The following is a 13,824-nucleotide window of genomic DNA, read 5'->3' on the forward strand; positions in this document are numbered from 1 at the left end:
GCTAGGCGCGCAGCCGGTCGATCAGGCCGTTCAGTTCGTCCAGCGAGCCGAACTGGATCGCCAGCTCGCCCATCTCCTCGAGCCGGCCATGGCGTTTGACGCGCTTCTTGACGCGGACGTCCACCTGCGCGGTCAGCAGGTCGGACAGCTCCTCCTCGACCCGGCGCAGGTCGCGCGACTTTTCCTTCTTCGGCTTGGCCGACACCAGATTGAACTCGGCTCCCAGCTTCTTGACCAGCGCCTCCGCCTCGCGCACCGACATCTTCTTGGCGGCGATCTGGTTGGCGGCCGTGATCTGGGACGCGCGTTCCAGACCCAGCAGCGCGCGCGCGTGGCCCATGTCGATGTCGCCCGCCATCAGCATGGTCTGCACCGGGTCGGTGAGATTGAGCAGCCGCAGCAGGTTGGTCGCCGCGCTGCGCGAGCGGCCGACGGCCTGGGCCGCCTGTTCGTGCGTCAGGCCGAACTCCTTGACCAGCCGCTGCAGGCCGTGCGCCTCTTCCAGCGGATTGAGGTCCTCGCGCTGGATGTTCTCGATCAGCGACATCGCTGCCGCCGACTCGTCCGGAACGTCGCGCACCAGCACCGGCACGCTGTCCAGGCCGGCCAGCTTCGCGGCCCGGAAGCGCCGCTCGCCGGCGATGATCTCGTACTTGCCGCCGTTGGCGCCGTCGACCAGCCGGCGCACCAGGATCGGCTGCATGATGCCCTGCGCCTTGATCGACTCGGCCAGCTCGTAGAGCGCGCCCTCGTCCATCCGGGTGCGGGGCTGGTACATGCCCGGCACCATCTCGCCCAGCGGCAGGGAAGACGGCGAGCCCGGCGTGGCGCCATGCTCGCCCTCGCCGCCCTCGTGCGCGGTCGGGCCGAGCAGCGCTTCCAGGCCGCGGCCCAGTCCCTTGGGTTTCTTGGTGGCCATGTTCTTGTTACCTCAATCCTTCATCAAATCCTGCAGCAGCACATGGCCCTCGGGCCAGCTGGCCAGGCCCGAGTCGCCGTTGATGTGGCCGCAGGGTCCGTAATCCATGAACTGCGAATTCCAGGCATAGCCGAACAGGCGCGCCCGCTCGAACTCGCAGTACGGGTCGTCGCGGCTGGCCAGCAGCACGCTGGGAAAAGGCAGCGCCCGCAATTCGATCGGCGACCAGCTGGGGAGCTGCTCGCGGATCTCGGGCCGCTCGACGTCGCCCGGCGCCACCAGCAGCGCCGCCTTCACCCGGTGGGTGTTGCGCGAGTGCGCGGCCCACGCCGCGGTGAGCACGCAACCCAGGCTGTGCGCCACCAGCACCGCCGGCTCGTCGCAGGTGAGGATCACCTCCTCCAGCCGCGCCACCCAGTCGCCGCGCAGGGGCTTCATCCACTCGTGCTGCTCCACCCGCACATAGCCGTGCCGGGCCTGCCACAGGCTTTGCCAGTGCTGCGGGCCGCTGTTTTCCCAGCCGGGCAGCAGGAGCACGTTGGAGGGCTTCATTGCTCTTGTTTCAATAGCATAGATTGCAGGATTGGCGCGGTCTGCGGGGCATCGTGATGGCAATCACATCTTGCGGATGCGCTCCACCATCTCCTGGGCGAATTCGACATAGGCCTGGCTGCCGCGCGCCGCCGGATCGAACACCACGCCCGGCAGGCCGTAGCTGGGGGCTTCGGCCAGCCGCACGTTGCGCGGGATGACGGTGTTGAACACCTTGTCGGCGAAGTGCGCCTTGAGCTGGTCCGAGACCTGCTGCTGCAAGGTGATGCGCGGGTCGAACATCACCCGCAGCAGCCCGATGATCTGCAGGTCCTTGTTCAGGTTGGCGTGGACCTGCTTGATGGTGTTGACCAGGTCCGTCAGCCCCTCCAGCGCGAAGTACTCGCACTGCATCGGCACGATCACGCCATGGGCCGAGCACAGGCCGTTGAGCGTGAGCATCGACAGCGAGGGCGGACAGTCGATCAGGACGAAGTCGTAGCCGGCCGCAACGGCGGCGATGGCCTGCTTGAGCCGCTGGTCGCGGTGCTCCAGCTCCACCAGCTCCACCTCGGCGCCGGCCAGTTCGCGGTTGGCGCCCAGCACGTCGTAGCCGCACTTCTCGCTGCGGATCTTCGCTTCCGCGATCGAGGCCGATTCCAGCAGCACGTCGTACACCGTGAGCTTGAGCTTGCGCTTGTCCACGCCCGAGCCCATGGTGGCATTGCCCTGCGGATCCAGGTCGATCATCAGCACGCGCTGGCCGACCTTGGCCAGGCCGGCGGCCAGGTTGACGGTGGTGGTGGTCTTGCCGACCCCGCCCTTCTGGTTGGCGACACAGAAGACCTTGGCACCGGTGGTTGCCGATACGGCCGCGGCGGCGCTCACTTGCTGATCGCCAGTTTGACGCCGAAGCCCAGCAGGAACACGCCCGCCAGCTTTTCCAGCACCCGCCCGATCAGGGGATTGGCGCGCATCCGCTCGGCCAGGTGGTGGGTCAGCAGCACCACCCCCAGCCCGTAGGCAAAGGTCAGCACGGCCGTGGTTCCGGCCATCACCGCGAAGGTCAGCAGGCCGCGGTGATGGGCCGGATCGACGAACAGGGGAAAGAACGCCATGTAGAAGACGATCGCCTTCGGGTTGAGCAGGGTGATCAGGCCGGCCTGCTTGAAGTAGTGGCGCGGCTGGATGTTCAGCACGGGCTTGCTGCCGGGCTTGGCCAGCAGCATCCGCAGGCCGAGCCAGCCGAGGTAGGCGGCGCCCGCCCATTGCACCATGTGGAAGGCGGCCGGATAGGTCGCCAGCAGCGCCGCGACGCCGGCCAGGGCCAGCCACATCAGCAGCTGGTCGGCCACCATGATGCCCAGCGTCGCCGCCAGCCCGCCGCGGATTCCGCCCTTGCCGGTGGACGTGATGACGGCCAGGTTGCCGGGTCCGGGGATCGCGAGAAAGATGATGATGGCGGCGACGAAAGCGCCGTAGTCTGCTACGCCGAACATGTTTCCCCCGAGCTGGACGCCGAATTCTGAAGGCTGAGTTTACGTTACGTCGGCGGCCCGGCGCAGCCAGATCAGGCAGCGTTCGGCATCCAGGCCCGGAACCTGGAGCTGTTCCACGTGAAACACGTCGATGGCCTTGGGCAATCGCTCCAGCTCCTGTTCCGGCCGCTTGCCCTTCATCGCCATCCAGACGCCCTGCTGCGCCAAGGCGCCATCGGACCAGCTGACGAAATCGGGCAAGGACGCGAAGGCGCGCGAGGCGATGACGTCGTAGGGGCCATGCAAGGTTTCTACCCGGGCGTGCAGCCCGCGCAGGTTCGGCAGTTGCAGCGTGGCGGCAACCTGCTGGATAAAGGCAGCCTTCTTGGCGACGGTGTCGACGCAATCCACCTGCACCTGCGGGCAGCAGACCGCGATCACGACACCGGGCAGGCCGCCGCCGGAGCCGACATCCAGCAGGCTGACCGGGCGCTCGCCCAGCTGCCGGCGCAGCGGAGCGACCACCGACAGGCTGTCGAGCAGGTGGACGGTCAACATCTCGGCGGGGCTGCGAACCGAGGTCAGGTTGTAGACCCTGTTCCACTTCTGCAGCAGGTCGAGGTAGGCCAGCAATTGGCCGACCTGCCTGTCGTCCAGCGCCAGCCCGAGCGCGGACAGGCCCTGCCGCAGGCCTGGCTCCAGCGGATGGCTCATGCCGCCGCTTCGTCCTCGGACTTCGCCGCTGCGGCGAAGCCCCTGGCCCGGCTTTTCTTCAGGTGGACCAGCAGCAGGGAAATGGCGGCCGGCGTGACGCCTGAAATCCGGGAGGCCAGCCCCAGGGTTTCCGGCTTGTGCTTGTTCAGCTTCTGCCGCACCTCGAACGACAGGGCCGGCACGCCCAGGTAGTCGAAATCCAGCGGCAGCTTCAGGTGCTCGTACTGGGCGGCACGCAGGATTTCGTCCTTCTGCCGGTCGATGTAGCCGGAATACTTGGCGGCGATCTCGATCTGTTCGACCACCGGCTGCCACAGCTCGGCCAGGGTTTCACGTGAAACATCGGCGCTGGCATACCGGCCCGCGTCCAGCGACATCAGGCCGGCGTACCTCACATCGGGCCGGCGCAACAGGTCGCCGAGGCTGTACTCGTGGTCGATCGCCTTGCCCAGCACCCGCTCCGATTCGGCCGCCGGCAGGTTGCGCGGATTGACCCAGGTCGACTTCAGCCGCTCTGTTTCACGTGAAACAGCGTCGCGCTTGCGGTTGAAGGACTCCCAGCGGGCGTCGTCCACCAGGCCCAGCGTCCGCCCCTGCTCGGTCAACCGCATGTCGGCGTTGTCCTCCCGCAGCTGCAGCCGGAACTCGGCCCGGCTGGTGAACATCCGGTACGGCTCGGTGACGCCCTTGGTGATCAGGTCGTCCACCAGCACGCCCAGGTAAGCCTCGTCCCGGCCGGGCAACCACGACGACTTGCCCTGGCATTGCAGCGCGGCGTTGACGCCGGCGAACAGGCCCTGGGCCGCCGCCTCCTCATAACCGGTGGTGCCGTTGATCTGGCCGGCGAAGAACAGGCCGCCGATCGAGCGGGTCTCGAAGCTGGACTTGAGCGAGCGCGGGTCGAAGTAATCGTATTCGATCGCATAGCCGGGCCGCAGGATATGGGCGTTCTCCAGCCCGGCCATCGAGCGCACCAGCTGGTACTGGATGTCGAACGGCAGGCTGGTGGAGATGCCGTTGGGGTAGATCTCGTTGGTGGTCAGCCCTTCCGGTTCCAGGAAGATCTGGTGGCTGTCCTTGTCAGCGAAGCGGTTGACCTTGTCCTCCACGCTCGGGCAGTAGCGCGGGCCGACGCCCTCGATCTTGCCGGTGAACATCGGGCTGCGGTCGAAGCCGGAGCGGATGATCTCGTGGGTTCGCTCGTTGGTGTGGGTGATCCAGCACGGCACCTGCGCCGGGTGCATGGCGGCATTGCCCATGAAGCTGAACACGGGCACTGGGTCGAGGTCGCCAGGCTGCTCTTCGCACCTGGAGAAATCGATGGTGCGGCCGTCCAGCCGCGGCGGCGTACCGGTCTTGAGGCGGGCCTGCGGCAGCTTCAGTTCCTTCAGGCGTGCCGACAGGGAAATCGCCGGCGGGTCGCCGGCCCGGCCGGCCGCGTAGTTGTTCAGCCCGACATGGATCTTGCCGTCCAGGAAGGTGCCGGCCGTCAGCACCACCGTGCGTGAGCGGAAGCGGATCCCGACCTGGGTGACTGCGCCGACCACCCGGTCGCCCTCCACCATCAGGTCGTCCACCGCCTGCTGGAACAGCGTGAGATTGGGCTGGTTTTCCAGCCGCCGGCGGATCGCCGCCTTGTACAGGATGCGGTCGGCCTGCGCGCGGGTGGCGCGCACCGCCGGGCCCTTGCTGGAATTGAGGATCCGGAACTGGATGCCGCCCTCGTCGGTGGCGATGGCCATGGCACCGCCGAGCGCGTCCACCTCCTTGACCAGGTGGCCCTTGCCGATGCCGCCGATCGAGGGGTTGCAGCTCATCTGGCCGAGCGTCTCGATGTTGTGGCTCAGCAGCAGTGTCTTGCAGCCCATGCGCGCGGCCGCCAGCGCAGCCTCGGTGCCGGCATGGCCGCCGCCGACCACGATCACGTCGAATTCTTCTGGATACAGCATGGAGTTGCGCCTCTGCGCGGTGGGGCCGGCGCCCCGGAGGGAAAGGGACATGATTTTACCGGCGGGTGCCAATTCCTGCCCGGCCCGGCGGCTGCTCCCCCTTCGCAGGAATATTGCGCGCCCTTGTGCTGCAATCGGGCCATGAAACTCCTCGTCTTTGCCGGCAGCACGCGGCTGAAATCCTTCAACCGCCAGCTGGCCCGCGCCACGGCCGCCATGGCCTCGGCCAGCGGCCCCGAGGTCACCCACCTCGAGCTGGGCGACTTCGACATCCCGATGTACAACGCCGACCTGGAAGCCCGCGGCACGCCGGCCGACGTGCTGCGGCTCAAGGAAATCATGCACGCCCATCCGGCCTGGATCATCTGCACGCCGGAATACAACGCCAGCTATCCGGCACTGGTGAAGAACACGCTGGACTGGGTCTCCAGCCCGGTGCAGGGCCACGCCACCTGGAACGACGGCTTCCGCTCCACCCGCGGCAAGGTGGTGGGCATGCTCAGCGCCTCGCCGGGCGCGCTGGGCGGACTGCGCTCGCAAAGCCACCTGGCGCCGCTGCTGCTGAACCTGCAATGCTGGCTGGCGCCGCTGAACTTCGCGCTGGCGCACGCCGCCGATGCCTTCGACGCCGACGGCGCGCTGGTCAACGAGCCTGCCAGGCGCCATGTCCAGGCCGTCATCGACCAGGTCGTCTGGGCCGCGGGCCGCTTGCAGACTTGATTTGATGCTTCTAATTCAATAGCATGAACTGCCGTCCCGGCTGCGGCGCCTGCTGCACCGCGCCCTCCATCAGCTCCGCCATTCCCGGCATGCCGCACGGCAAGCCGGCCGGCGTGCGCTGCATCCAGCTCGATGCGGACCACGGCTGCAGGATCTTCGGCCGCGTCGAACGTCCCGCCGTCTGCGCGCAGCTGATGCCGTCGCAGGAGATGTGCGGCCCGGACCGCGAGCACGCGATGCTGTTCCTGGCGCGGCTCGAAATACTCACCTCGCCCGGCCGGCCGAGCGGGTCGGTTCAGAACGGGTAATGCCGCGGCGTGGTCTGGATGGTGATCCAGCGCAGGTCGGTGAACTCGGCGATGCCGGCCTTGCCGCCGAAGCGGCCCATGCCGCTGCCCTTGACGCCGCCGAAGGGCATCTGCGCCTCGTCGTGCACCGTGGGCGCGTTGACGTGGCAGATGCCCGACTCGATCTTGCGCGCCACGTTGAAGGCCCGCGCGATGTCGCGGCCGAACACCGCCGCCGCCAGGCCGTACTCGTTGTCGTTGGCGCAGGCGATCGCCTCCTGCGTGCCGTTCACCCGCACCACGCACTTCACCGGGCCGAAGGTCTCCTCGTGGTAGATCCGCATCTTGGGCGTCACGTGGTCCAGCACCGTCGCGGGCATCAGCGTGCTGCCGGCCTTGCCGCCGCACACCAGCGTCGCGCCCTGCGCCAGCGCATCCTCGATCAGCGCGTTGCAGTGATGCACGGTCGCCATGCCGATCACGCTGCCCAGCACCACCGGCTCGGGCTTGCGCGGGTCGCCCAGCGGCAGCGCGCCGGCCTTGGCTGCGAACTTGCGGACGAACTCGTCGGCGATCTTGCGGTCGACGATGATGCGCTCGGTCGACATGCAGATCTGGCCGCTGTTGGCGAAGCTGCCGAAGGCCGCGGCGTTCACCGCATCGTCGATGTCGGCGTCGTCCAGCAGCACCAGCGGCGCCTTGCCGCCCAGTTCCAGCACCACCGGCTTCAGGTACCTGGCGCAGGTCTGAGCGATGATCCGGCCGACCCGGGTGGAGCCGGTGAAGTTAACCCGCCGCACCGCCGGGTGGGCCACCATGGCCTCCACCACCGCACCGGCGTCGGCGGGCGCGTTGCTGATCGAGTTGACCACGCCGGGCGGAAAGCCCGCGTCGACGAAGGCCTCGACGATCAGCTGGTGGGTGCGCGGGCAGTTCTCCGAGCTCTTGAACACCACGGTGTTGCCGCAGGCCAGCGGCGTGGCGATGGCGCGCACGCCGAGGATGATGGGCGCGTTCCACGGCGCGATGCCCAGCACCACGCCGGCCGGCTGGCGGATCCCCATGGCCAGCGAGCCCGGCACGTCGGAAGGGATCACCTCGCCGCTGACCATGGTCGTGAGCGCCGCCGCCTCGCGCACGATGCCGGCGGCCAGCATCACGTTGAACCCGGCCCACATGCCGGTGGCGCCGGTCTCGGCCGCCATCGCCTCGATGAACTGCGGCAGCCTGGCTTCGAGCATCTCGGCGGCCTTGAGCAGCAGCGCGCGGCGCTCGCCCGGCCCGCTGTCGCCCCAGGTCTTGAAGGCCTGCGCGGCGGCCTCGACGGCGCGCACCGCATCGGCCGGCGAGGCCGCGGCGGCGCGCGTCGCCACGGTGCCGTCGAGCGGATTGCAGCGCTCGAAGGTCGCGTTGTTCTCGGCCGGCAGCTTCAGGCCGTTGATTAGCATGGACAGGTCGGACATGGAAACTCCTTGTGGAACGACATCAGGGATTGGCCGCGGCCTGCGGGCCGAGATAGGCCTCACGCACGGCGGAAGAGCGCGCCAGCTCGGCGGCCGGGCCGCTGGCGACCAGCGCGCCGCGCTCCAGCACGTAGCCGCGGTCGGCCACGGCCAGCGCCTTGCGCACGTTCTGCTCCACCATCAGCACGGTGGTGCCGGCGTCGGCGATCCGGCGGGCGATCGCCAAGAGCTCGTCGACCATCCGGGGCGCCAGGCCGAGCGAGGGTTCGTCCAGCAGCAGCAGCCGCGGCGCGCTCATCATGGCGCGGGCCACCGCCACCATCTGCTGCTCGCCGCCGCTCATGGTGCCGGCCAGTTGCTGGGCCCGCTCGCGCAGCTTGGGAAAATCGGCAAAGGCCTGTTGCAGGCGCTCGGTGCGCTCGGCCTTGGTACTGAGCCAGCCGCCCAGCTCCAGGTTCTCGCTGACCGTCATCTGCGCAAAGAGCTGGCGCCCCTCGGGCACCAGGCTCAGGCCCCGGCGCACTGCGGCGCTTGCATTGAGGGGTGGCAGCGGCTCGCCGTCGAGCAGCACGTCGCCGGTGCGCGCAATCAGGCCGGCCAGCGCCTTGAGCAGCGTGGTCTTGCCGGCGCCGTTCGGGCCCAGGATCACCGTCAGCCCCGGCGCCGCTTCCAGGCTGAGGTCGCGCAGCACCAGGAAGCCGCCATAGCCGGCGGCCAGGCCCTGGACGCGGAGGTGGGCCGGGCTCATGCCGTCTCCTCGTTCATTTCGTCTCCCAGGTAGGCCTCGACCACCTCGGCGTTGCGAACCACCTCGGCCGGCGTGCCGTCGGCGATCTTGCGGCCCTGGTGCAGCACGATCACGCGCTCCACATGGCGCAGCAGCGTGGTGACCGCGTGCTCGATCCACACCACCGCCAGCCCCATCTCGTCGCGCAGGCGGCGGATCAGCCGCGCCATCGCCTCCACCTCGGCTTCGGTCAGGCCGGCCGCCACTTCATCGAGCAGCAGGATGCGCGGCCGTGTCGCCAGCGCCATGCCGATCTCCAGCAGCCGCTGTTGCGACGGCGTGATGGCAGCCGCCGGATACAGGGCCTGCCGCGACAGCCCGATCAGCGCCAGGATCGCGTCCGCGTCCGGCAGCAGCGCCGGCGCCGGGCGCAGCCGGCCGGCGAACTGCAGGCCGAAATCGATGTTGGCCGCTGCCGTCATGTCGGCAAAGACGCGCGGGGTCTGGAAGGTCCGGGCGATGCCGTGCGCGGCGTAGCGGTGCGGCCCCTGGCCGGCCAGGTCCTGGCCGTCCACTAGCAGCGCGCCGGAGGTCGGCGCGATCACGCCGGAGATGGCGTTGAAGAAGGTGGTCTTGCCGGCGCCGTTCGGCCCGATGATGCCCACCAGCTCGCCGGGGCGCAACGACGCGTTCACCGCGTCCACCGCCGTGAGGCCGCCGAACCGCACCGTGAGGTCGCGCGCCTGCAGCAGCGCATCAGCCATGGCCGCCCTCCTCGCCCGGGGCCGGCACACGGCGCTTCCACATGCCCCAGCGCAGCGACGCCAGCCCGCCGGGCAGGTACAGCACGCACAGGATCAGCAGGACACCCAGCGTCATCATGTAGATCTGCGGCAGCTGCAGCCGCAGCGTCTCGGCCAGCAGGCTGAACACCACCGCGGCGATCAGCGGCCCCCACAGCGTCGCGGCGCCGCCGATCAGGGCGATCAGCACGGTCTGGAAACCGATGAAGGGATTGAACACGGTCACCGGATCGATGTAGGTCCAGCGCACCGCCATCGCCGCGCCCACCGCGCCGGCAAATGCGGCCGTCAGCGTGAAGCCGACGATCTTCACCCGCCGCGTGTTGACGCCCAGGGTCTGGGCGCGCTGCTCGTCGGCGCCGATGCCCGCCAGCGCCAGCCCGAAGCGGCTGCGGCGCACCGCGATCGACACCGCCACCGCCGCCACTGCCAGTCCCAGCATCGTGAAGTACACGGTGTTCGGCTCCGGCACCGTGGTCAGCACGCGGCCGACGGTGCCCGTCACCTGCTTTTCGAAATAGGTGACCGCGTGGTGGATCAACTCCGTCATGCCGAAGGTCAGCACCGCGAAATAGGTGCCGCGCAAGTGCAGCACGGCCGCGCCCATCACCGCCGCCACCGCTGCCGCCAGCAGCGCGCCCAGGCCGATCGCAACCAGCCACGGCAGCTGTCCCAGCACCAGCGCGCTGGCGTAGGCGCCCAGGCCGAAGAAGGCGGAGGTCGCCAGCGACAGGTAGCGGGTGCTGCCGCAAAACAGCGCCCAGCTGGAGGACAGCGCCGCGTACATCAGGCAGCTCAGGGCCAGCGACATCAGGAATTCGCTGGCGACGAAGGGCACGGCCAGCGACGCCAGGCCCAGCACCGCGAGGACCAGCAGGTCGCGCCGGGGCAGCGAGGGCGGCCTCATTTGGAGAACAGCCCGCGCGGGCGCAGCAACAGCACGGCGATGAACACGGTGTATGACAGCAGCGCCTTCAGCGACGGGTTGGTGAAGTGCATGCCCAGCGCCTCGATCACGCCGAGCAGCAGGCCGCCCAGCAGCGCGCCGCTCATGCTGCCGAAGCCGCCGAGCGTGATGACGATCAGCGCCGTCACGGTGTAAGGCTCTCCCATTGCCGGACTGATGGTGTAGGCCATCGACAGCAGCGCGCCGGCCATGCCCGACAGGCCCAGGCCGACGCCGAACATCAGCGGATGCAGCCGCGCCGTGTCGATGCCCACCAGCTGCGCGCCGACCGGCGACTGCATCAGCGCCCGCACGCCCTTGCCCAGCAGCGTGATGCGCAGCAGCACGATCAGCGCGCCCGAGAACAGCAGCGCCAGCCCGAACACCAGCAGCTTGTTGCCGGCGAACTGGGCCCCGCCGATCGACACCGGCGCCGCCAGGTAGTCGTAGCCGCGCAGGTCGCCACCCCAGACCCAGGAGGCGAAGTTCTGCACCACGAACATCAGGCCGAACGCCACCATCAGGCCGCGGGCCTCGAACACGTCGAGGTTGGGCGAGGTGGCGGCCAGCCGGCGGAAGCACAGGCGGTGGATGACGATCCCCAGCGCCATCATCACCAGGAACGACACCGGGACCATCGCCAGCGGCGACACGCCCAGCGTGGTGGACGCCATCCAGGTCAGGTAGGCGCCCAGCATCAGGAACTCGCCGTGCGCGATGTTCAGGATCCGCATCAGGCCGTATTGCAGGTTCAGCCCGAGCGCGACGAGCGCATAGATGCCGCCGGTGATGAGACCGGAGGCGATCAGTTCAAGCCAGGAAAACAGGGGCATGGGACAACGCAATCCATCCGTTCGCACCGTGCCCGTCGAAGCGCTCGCGCCGCTTCGACAGGACTCAGCCCGAACGGAATCGATGTCTTACCAGGCCGGCTTGGACGGGTTGAGCTTGGCGGTGGCGACGCTCTGCGGCCAGACCACCTCGAACTCGCCCTTCTGCCACTGGCTCACCGTGCCGGGCGTGCTGGTGTTTTCGCTGCCGGTGAACTTGATGTCGCCGACGATGGTCTTGTGGTTGGTGTTGGCCACGTAATCGCGGATCGCCTTGCGGTCCAGGCCGACCTTGGCCACCGCGGCCTGCATGATCTCCAGCCCGGCCCAGCAATGGCCGCTGGCCCAGCGGTCCGGCTCCTTGCCGAATCTCTTGGTGTGCGCCTCGAAGTACGCCTTGGCGCCGGGGCTGGTCTTGGTGTTCCACGAGCCCATGCCGGTCACGCCCTCGGCGCCGGCCGGCGTCATCACCTCCTTGTACAGCTGGAATGCAGTCCCCACCGAGGCGTAGAAGAACTTCGGGTTGAATCCGATTTCCTTGGACTGCTTGCTGGCCAGGATGGTGTCGGGCGGATAGGTGATGCCGATGAAGGCGTCGGGGTTCATCGCCTTCATGTCGCGCAGCACCGGCGACAGGTCCTTGACGCCCAGCGGGTAGCTCTTGCGCTCGAGCACGTGGATGCTGGTCTTCTTGAGCGCGTTGTTGAGTGCCGCGAAATTCTCCAGCCCGAACAGGTCGTCCATGTAGACGATGGCGACGTTCTTGACGTTGTTGGCCACCAGCATGTCCACCAGCGCGCCCATCATCCGGTCGGGCTGCTGCAGCAGCGAGAAGAAGTACGGCAGGTTCATGTCGATCAGCTTGCGCGACAGCGCCGTCGGCGCCAGCATGGGGTAGCCGTGCCTGTTGGCCAGGGGCGCGATGCCGAAGTTGGCGTTGCTGCCCCAGGGCGGCAGGATCAGGTCGACCTTGTCGCTGCCCATCAGCTTTTCGTACGAGCGCACGCAGGTTTCCATGTCCGAGCGGTCGTCCGAGCTGATCAACTCGATCCGGCGCCGGGCGCCGCCTTTCACGCTCAGGCCGCCGGCCGCATTGACCTGTTCGGTCCACAGCAGGTAGTTGGGCTCCTGGCTGACCTGGGCGCCGCCGGTCCAGGGACCGGTGCGGGCGATGGCGTAGCCGATGCGCACCGGCGCGCCCTGCGCCAGCAGGCCGGGCGCCACCGACATTGCGCCCACCGCGGCGGCTGCACCCTTGATCAATTGGCGTCGTGTCTGCTGAACCATGATGTCTCCTTGTCGCCCGGCTGGGCTGGAATCGAATCGTAAGCAGGAGCGGCGGCCCGGGCTTTGCTCAGGGCGCACAAACCGCTTGCCTGGGCGTGCATGGCCGCTGGGGTTTACCCCGAGCAGCCAGCGGCGGCCGTCCCGGTTACCACAACCATAATGCTTCATCCCCAGCCAGCAAAGCCCCCCACACACGATGACTGCGACAACGGTGATGAGCACCGACGACGTCGCTCCTGCGGAGCGGGCCGGGCTGTGGCGCGAATGGATCTACCGCCACTTCGGCGGCCTCGATTCCGACCTGTACGGCGATACCGAGTTCGACGGCCGGATGGCGGCCTCGCACGCCGGCGACGTCATCCTCACCCGGCTCGATGCCAACCGCCACCGCGTCGTGCGCACCCCGCAGATGGCGCGCGGCAGCAGCGCCGGCTACCTGAAGATCGTCGCCCCCTGGCGCGGCAGCGCGCAGGTGGAGCAGCAGGGGCGCACGGCCACCGCCCGCTACGGCGGCTGGGTGATCTACGACACCACCGGCAGCTATTCCATCGCCAACCCGGAGCGCGCCGAGCACCTGATCGTGATGCTGCCCAAGGACCAGATGGCCGAGCGCGGCGTGCGCCTGGGCGACCTGATGGCGCGCCACGTGGGCGGCGCCAACGGCATCTCGCGGATCGCGCTGGACACCATGCGCAGCACCTACCAGGAACTGCCCAACATGAGCGAGGCGGCGGCCCGCGGCGCCGGCGAGCTGATCATGCAGCTGGTGCGGCTGTCGCTGCTGGAGCTGTCCGGCCAGGAAACGGCGGTCACCCAGCGCGAGGCGCTGAAGGACCGGATCCGCGACCACGTCGCGAGCCACCTGCGCGACCCGCAGCTGTCGATCGACAGCATCGCCCGGGCGCTCAATTGCAGCAAGCGCCACCTGTTCAATGCCTTCGCCGGCGACGATGTCACGCTGGCCGGCTACATCCAGCGCCAGCGGCTCGAGGCCTGCGTGCGCGACCTGCGCGAGCACGCGCCCGGTGGCCGCCCGATCACCGAGATCGCGCTGTCCTGGGGCTTTTCGAACCTGTCGCACTTCAGCCGGGTGTTCCGCGACCACATCGGCATGAGCCCCAGCGAATTCCGCCTGCGCCCGCAGGCATCCCGCTAACGTCCCCAGGAGTC

15 protein-coding genes are annotated in these 13,824 nt (G+C 68.7%); 3 read left to right on the forward strand and 12 right to left on the reverse strand.

The features are described 5' to 3' along the window. Position 1: 1 nt before the first annotated feature. The 6 genes from ACFPOE_RS03315 to mnmG form a co-directional block, all read right to left on the reverse strand. Complete coding sequence (locus ACFPOE_RS03315; RefSeq protein ID WP_376848567.1) at positions 2-919, reverse strand: ParB/RepB/Spo0J family partition protein; 918 nt, start codon at positions 917-919, stop codon at positions 2-4. 12 nt (positions 920-931) lie between these two features. After that, complete coding sequence (locus ACFPOE_RS03320; RefSeq protein WP_376848568.1) at positions 932-1,471, reverse strand: RBBP9/YdeN family alpha/beta hydrolase; 540 nt, start codon at positions 1,469-1,471, stop codon at positions 932-934. 63 nt (positions 1,472-1,534) lie between these two features. After that, positions 1,535-2,338 (reverse strand): ParA family protein, encoded by an 804-nt coding sequence (locus ACFPOE_RS03325; RefSeq protein ID WP_376848569.1) that lies wholly within the window; start codon positions 2,336-2,338, stop codon positions 1,535-1,537. Further along, a complete protein-coding gene (locus tag ACFPOE_RS03330; protein ID WP_376848570.1) occupies positions 2,335-2,949 on the reverse strand; it encodes a LysE family translocator in 615 nt (204 codons plus the stop codon). Before ACFPOE_RS03330 ends, ACFPOE_RS03325 begins: the two co-directional genes overlap by 4 nt. Positions 2,950-2,988: 39 nt before the next feature. Next, positions 2,989-3,642, reverse strand: coding sequence for a 16S rRNA (guanine(527)-N(7))-methyltransferase RsmG (rsmG, locus tag ACFPOE_RS03335; RefSeq protein ID WP_376848571.1), 654 nt, complete (start codon positions 3,640-3,642; stop codon positions 2,989-2,991). Continuing rightward, positions 3,639-5,591 carry a tRNA uridine-5-carboxymethylaminomethyl(34) synthesis enzyme MnmG gene (mnmG, locus tag ACFPOE_RS03340; RefSeq protein ID WP_376848572.1) on the reverse strand — a complete coding sequence of 651 codons (1,953 nt, stop codon included), beginning with the start codon at positions 5,589-5,591 and terminating at the stop codon, positions 3,639-3,641. Before mnmG ends, rsmG begins: the two co-directional genes overlap by 4 nt. A 141-nt stretch (positions 5,592-5,732) precedes the next feature. On the opposite strand from mnmG, the gene ACFPOE_RS03345 reads away from it, so the two are divergent. Both ACFPOE_RS03345 and ACFPOE_RS03350 read left to right on the forward strand, forming a co-directional pair. Beyond that, on the forward strand, positions 5,733-6,311 hold the full coding sequence (locus tag ACFPOE_RS03345) for an NADPH-dependent FMN reductase (RefSeq protein ID WP_376848573.1): 579 nt from the start codon (positions 5,733-5,735) through the stop codon (positions 6,309-6,311). Positions 6,312-6,334: 23 nt separating this feature from the next. Beyond that, complete coding sequence (locus ACFPOE_RS03350; protein ID WP_376848574.1) at positions 6,335-6,619, forward strand: YkgJ family cysteine cluster protein; 285 nt, start codon at positions 6,335-6,337, stop codon at positions 6,617-6,619. Here the strand turns inward: ACFPOE_RS03350 and ACFPOE_RS03355 are convergent. The 6 genes from ACFPOE_RS03355 to ACFPOE_RS03380 form a co-directional block, all read right to left on the reverse strand. After that, positions 6,607-8,061 (reverse strand): aldehyde dehydrogenase, encoded by a 1,455-nt coding sequence (locus ACFPOE_RS03355; RefSeq protein ID WP_376848575.1) that lies wholly within the window; start codon positions 8,059-8,061, stop codon positions 6,607-6,609. The two genes, ACFPOE_RS03350 and ACFPOE_RS03355, sit on opposite strands and share 13 nt — an antisense overlap. Before the next feature lie 22 nt (positions 8,062-8,083). Beyond that, positions 8,084-8,809, reverse strand: a complete 726-nt coding sequence (locus tag ACFPOE_RS03360) for an ABC transporter ATP-binding protein (RefSeq protein ID WP_376848576.1) — start codon at positions 8,807-8,809, stop codon at positions 8,084-8,086. After that, positions 8,806-9,552 carry an ABC transporter ATP-binding protein gene (locus tag ACFPOE_RS03365; protein ID WP_376848577.1) on the reverse strand — a complete coding sequence of 249 codons (747 nt, stop codon included), beginning with the start codon at positions 9,550-9,552 and terminating at the stop codon, positions 8,806-8,808. The genes ACFPOE_RS03360 and ACFPOE_RS03365 overlap by 4 nt, the downstream gene beginning before the upstream one ends. Next, entirely contained in the window at positions 9,545-10,498 is a 954-nt protein-coding gene (locus ACFPOE_RS03370; RefSeq protein WP_376848578.1) for a branched-chain amino acid ABC transporter permease, read from the reverse strand. The genes ACFPOE_RS03365 and ACFPOE_RS03370 overlap by 8 nt, the downstream gene beginning before the upstream one ends. Continuing rightward, positions 10,495-11,370, reverse strand: a complete 876-nt coding sequence (locus ACFPOE_RS03375; RefSeq protein WP_376848579.1) for a branched-chain amino acid ABC transporter permease — start codon at positions 11,368-11,370, stop codon at positions 10,495-10,497. Before ACFPOE_RS03375 ends, ACFPOE_RS03370 begins: the two co-directional genes overlap by 4 nt. 87 nt (positions 11,371-11,457) lie before the next feature. Then, positions 11,458-12,654 carry an amino acid ABC transporter substrate-binding protein gene (locus ACFPOE_RS03380; RefSeq protein ID WP_376848580.1) on the reverse strand — a complete coding sequence of 399 codons (1,197 nt, stop codon included), beginning with the start codon at positions 12,652-12,654 and terminating at the stop codon, positions 11,458-11,460. A 196-nt stretch (positions 12,655-12,850) separates the two neighbouring features. Between ACFPOE_RS03380 and ACFPOE_RS03385 the strand changes: the two genes are divergently transcribed. Beyond that, positions 12,851-13,810 (forward strand): AraC-like ligand-binding domain-containing protein, encoded by a 960-nt coding sequence (locus tag ACFPOE_RS03385; RefSeq protein ID WP_376848581.1) that lies wholly within the window; start codon positions 12,851-12,853, stop codon positions 13,808-13,810. Positions 13,811-13,824: the final 14 nt, after the last annotated feature.

The sequence above is a fragment of the Caenimonas terrae genome, assembly GCF_042655405.1.
Taxonomy (GTDB): domain Bacteria; phylum Pseudomonadota; class Gammaproteobacteria; order Burkholderiales; family Burkholderiaceae_C; genus Ramlibacter; species Ramlibacter terrae_A.